This window comes from Xanthomonas sp. SHU 308 (genome assembly GCF_000364645.1).
Classification (GTDB): Bacteria; Pseudomonadota; Gammaproteobacteria; order Xanthomonadales; family Xanthomonadaceae; genus Xanthomonas_A; species Xanthomonas_A sontii.
This window is the reverse complement of sequence record NZ_AQOK01000193.1, coordinates 1-4,087: the sequence shown is the minus strand read 5'-3', so window position 1 is coordinate 4,087 and position 4,087 is coordinate 1. Positions and strand designations below refer to the sequence as shown.

Here is a 4,087-nt window from a genome sequence, read left to right as displayed (position 1 = left end):
GGCGGCGTCGGGCACGGTCGCCGGATCCGGCTCCACCGGCGCCGGCGGCGGCGCGTGGCCGCTCTTGCCGGCGGCCTGCGCGGCCAGCCACGACTGGATGTCGTCCGGCGGCACGTCCATCAGCCGCAGCGCGCCTTCCATCACGTTGTGGAACACCGGCGCCGAGACCAGGCCGCCGTAGTACTTGGCGCCCTGCGGGTCGTTGATCACGATGACCGTAGCGAAGCGCGGGTTGCTCGCCGGCACCAGGCCCGCGAACAGCGCGTTGTAGTGGCCGCGCTCGTAGCCGCCGGGGCCGGCCTTGCGCGCGGTGCCGGTCTTGCCGGCGACGTGGTAGCCCAGGATCGCTGCGCCCTTGGCGCCGCCCTGGGTGACCACGGTCTCCATCATCGCCACCACTTCCTTGGAGATCGCCGGGTCCAGCACCTGCTTGCTGTCCTCGTGCTGGCCCTTGACGAAGGTCGGCGTGACCAGGCGCCCGCCGTTGCCCAGCGCGCAGTAGGCGCGGGCGATCTGCAGCGGCGTCACCGACAGGCCGTAGCCGTAGGACATGGTGGTCTTGGACGAACCGCTCCAGCGCGCCGGCGACGGGAACACGCCGGCCGATTCGCCGGGGAAGCCGCTGTGCGGGGAGCTGCCGTAGCCGTAGCTGTGGACCTGGTCGTAGAAGGTCTGGTCCGGCAGCTTGGCCGCGATCTTGGCCGCGCCGATGTTGGAGCTGCGGGTGATCACCCCGGTCACGGTCAGCACGCCGTTGTTGCGCGGCACGTCCTTGATGGTGAAGCGGCCCACCGACATGTAGCCGGGGTTGGTGTCGATCAGCGTGTCCTTGGTCACCACCCCGGCCTTGAGCGCGGTGGAGATGGTCAGCGGCTTCATCGTCGAGCCCGGCTCGACCAGATCGGTGACCGCGCGGTTGCGGCGCACGTCCGGGTTGACCCCGTTGACCGCATTGGGGTTGTAGGTCGGCAGGTTGACCATGGCCAGGATCTCGCCGGTGGCCACGTCCATGATCACGATCGAGCCACCGGCGGCCTTGTTCTCGACCAGCGCGTTGCGCAGTTCCTTGTAGGCCAGGAACTGGATGCGGCGGTCGATGCTCAGGGTCAGGTCCTTGCCCGGCTGCGCCGGCTTGACCAGGTCGATGCTCTCGACGATCGCGCCCTTGCGGTCGCGGATCACCCGCTTGGCGCCCGGCTTGCCGCGCAGCCACGAATCGAACGCCAGCTCCAGCCCTTCCTGGCCACGGTCGTCGATGTTGGTGAAGCCCAGCACATGCGCCATCGCTTCGCCCTGCGGGTAGAAGCGGCGGAATTCGCGCTGCGAGAACACGCCGGGGATGCCCAGCGCGACCACCGCATGCGCCTTGTCCGGATTGATCCGGCGCTTGAGGTACATGAACTCCTTGTCCGCCTTCTGCGAGAGCTTGGCGGTGAGTTCGTCGACCGGCAGCTCCAGCGCCTGCGCCAGCTGCGGGATGCGGTCCGGGCTGCGCAGCAGTTCCTGCGGATTGACCCAGATCGACTCCACCGGCGTGGACACCGCCAGCGGCTCGCCGTTGCGGTCGGTGATCATGCCGCGCGAGGTGGCGATCGGCAGCTCGCGCAGGTAGCGCGCCTCGCCCTGGCGCTGGTAGAAATCGCTGTTGATCAGCTGCACGTAGGCCGCGCGGCCGATCAGGGTCACCGAGCACAGGCCCAGCGCCGCGCCGACCAGCACCAGGCGGCCGCGCAGGTTGAAGTTGCTGCGGGGGCGATTGCGGCCGCTCTTGTTCACGGACGCACCACCACGATGTCGCCGGTCTCGGGGAACTTCATCCCCAGCCGCTCGCGCGCGACCTGGTCGACGCGATTGCTCTCGGCCCAGGTCGCCTGCTCCAGCTGCAGCCGGCCGAACTCGATGTTCAGCTCGTCGCGGTTGTGCTCCAGCCGCGACAGCTCCACGAACAACTGGCGATGGCGATGGCGCATGTACACCACCCCGATCGCCGAAGCGATGGTGCAGGCGAGCAGCACGAGCAGCAGCAGCCGGCTCATGGCGCGCTCCTGTGGAGCGCGCCATGCGCCGGCGGGAATGGGGAAACGGGAATGGGGAATGGGGAAGAGCCGGTCGACCGCACACGGAAACCTTCCGTCCCGGGAAGCGCGCTCCTGCTTTCGCCTTCACCGATTCCCGATTCCCGACTCCCGATTCCCAGCTTCTCCGCCACCCGCAACACCGCGCTGCGCGCGCGCGGGTTCACCGCCAGTTCGTCGGCGTCGGCCTTGATCGCGCCGCCATGCAGGCGCAGGGTCGGCACGAAGGTCGTGGCCTCGGGCAGGCGGCGGTTGCTCGGCGGGGCCTTGGCGTGGCGCTGCATGAACTGCTTGACGATGCGGTCTTCCAGCGAATGGAAGCTGATCACCGCCAGGCGGCCGCCGGGCTTGAGCCGGGCCAGCGCCGCGTCCAGGCCGGTCTCCAGATCGGCCAGTTCGCGGTTGATGTGGATGCGGATCGCCTGGAAGCTGCGCGTGGCCGGGTGGGTCTTGCTGTCGCCGCGCGGCATCACGCCGGCGATCAGCTCGGCTAGCTCGGCGGTGCGGGTCAGCGGCTGCTTCTCGCGGCGGGCGACGATAGCGCGGGCGATGCGCCGGCTCTGCCGCTCTTCGCCGTAGGTCCACAGCACGTCGGCGATCTCGCGCTCGTCGGCGCGCGCCAGCCACTGCGCCGCGCTCTCGCCGGCCTCCGGGTCCATGCGCATGTCCAGCGGGCCGTCCTTGCCGAAGGAAAAGCCGCGTTCGGCCACGTCCAGCTGCGGCGAGGACACGCCCAGGTCGAACAGCACCCCGTCCAGGGCAACGGCGGCGTCCCACTGGCCCAGTTCGGCGAAGCTGCCGCGATAGATGGACACGCGCGCGTCGCCGCCGAACGCATGTTCGGCTTCGGCGATCGCCTCGGGATCCTTGTCCATCACCAGCAGCCGGCCTCCTGGGCCGAGTTTGTGCAGCACCCCGCGCGCGTGTCCGCCACGCCCGAACGTGCCATCCAGATAGATTCCGTTTTCGATCACCTGCAGCCCGTCCAGGACCTGCGCGAACAACACCGGCACATGCGCCGCCGATGGTTGCGACACCGGGAGGTGACCGGCCTGCGCCTGTCCGCGCATCCGGACACCCCGACTCACAACTTCAGATCGAGCAATCCATCGCCCAGATCCTCGTCAGACAAAGTCTGCTGGATCAGTGCGCGATGAGCCTGCTCGCTCCACAGTTCGAACTTGTCGCCCATGCCCAACAGCACGGCGCGCTTTTCAATGCCCACCGCGGCGCGATGGCTCGGCGGAATGGTGATGCGGGCGTTGGCGTCCAGCTCCAGCGCGGCCGACGAACCCACCAGCTTCTGCTGCAGGACCCGCACCACGCGCTGGGTGTTGGGCTTGGCCATGACGTCGTCACGGACCCGCTCCCACTCCTTCTCCGCATACAGCCACAGGCAGCCGGCCTCGAACGGGTTGTAGGTCAGCCCCAGCCGATTGCCGCTCACGCGCGCGACGAGGTCGCGGTACGCGGTGGGAACCGCCATACGCCCCTTGTCGTCCACAGTGATTGCGGTCTCGCCCTGAAACACGACGCCTGCACCTTTCCGAATCCGCCTGGGCGGTCATTGAACCACGAAAAACCACAAAAAACCCGGTTTCCCCTCAAGTGCCCACCTTAGCAGCGCGCAACGGGTTGTCAACAACTTTGCGAGCGGTAAATCGCTAGCGGGATCAATGGTTTGCAACGATCTTTAGAGACTTGTTCAAGGCTTATCCACAAGTTACTGTTTCGTCTCAAATTTTGAGATTGAACGGAAATTCAGGCCTGTGTACGCGGCGTTAAGGCGGTCGTCACCGGCCGTCGACATGGCGCCCAGGCTCGCGCCGCGTTGCGCAAGCGCGCACACTGCCGGGCATGTGTCTGGTCGTTCTCGCGCACGCTGCGCACCCGCGATGGCGCTTGCTGCTGGTCGGCAACCGCGACGAATTCCACGCCCGCCCGACCGCGCCGCTGCAGCGCTGGCCGGCCCCGGCGCAGCGCCTGCTGGCCGGGCGCGACCTGCGCTCCGG

The 4,087-nt window shown here is 68.2% G+C and carries 5 protein-coding genes; 1 reads left to right on the top strand and 4 read right to left on the bottom strand.

The window, feature by feature from the left end; all coding sequences use genetic code 11:
- From D588_RS0107745 to D588_RS0107730, 4 genes are all read right to left on the bottom strand, one after another.
- On the bottom strand, positions 1-1,776 hold a 1,776-nt coding region (locus D588_RS0107745), incomplete at its 3' end, for a penicillin-binding transpeptidase domain-containing protein (RefSeq protein ID WP_017915563.1).
- Positions 1,773-2,036, bottom strand: a complete 264-nt coding sequence (gene ftsL / locus D588_RS0107740; protein ID WP_010344441.1) for a cell division protein FtsL — start codon at positions 2,034-2,036, stop codon at positions 1,773-1,775. The genes D588_RS0107745 and ftsL, both read right to left, overlap by 4 nt.
- A complete protein-coding gene (gene rsmH / locus D588_RS0107735) occupies positions 2,033-3,145 on the bottom strand; it encodes a 16S rRNA (cytosine(1402)-N(4))-methyltransferase RsmH (protein ID WP_017915562.1) in 1,113 nt (370 codons plus the stop codon). The genes ftsL and rsmH overlap by 4 nt, the downstream gene beginning before the upstream one ends.
- Before the next feature lie 14 nt (positions 3,146-3,159).
- Complete coding sequence (locus tag D588_RS0107730; RefSeq protein ID WP_026143489.1) at positions 3,160-3,606, bottom strand: division/cell wall cluster transcriptional repressor MraZ; 447 nt, start codon at positions 3,604-3,606, stop codon at positions 3,160-3,162.
- A gap of 326 nt (positions 3,607-3,932) precedes the next feature.
- On the opposite strand from D588_RS0107730, the gene D588_RS24270 reads away from it, so the two are divergent.
- Positions 3,933-4,087, top strand: a 155-nt coding sequence (locus D588_RS24270; protein WP_198526739.1) for an NRDE family protein, incomplete at its 3' end; no start/stop codon positions are given.

Excerpts from the sequence above, each read along its gene's own strand:
- rsmH (WP_017915562.1), bottom strand. The coding sequence starts at position 3,145 with ATGCGCGGACAGGCGCAGGCCGGTCACCTCCCGGTGTCGCAACCATCG.
- ftsL (WP_010344441.1), bottom strand. The coding sequence starts at position 2,036 with ATGAGCCGGCTGCTGCTGCTCGTGCTGCTCGCCTGCACCATCGCTTCG.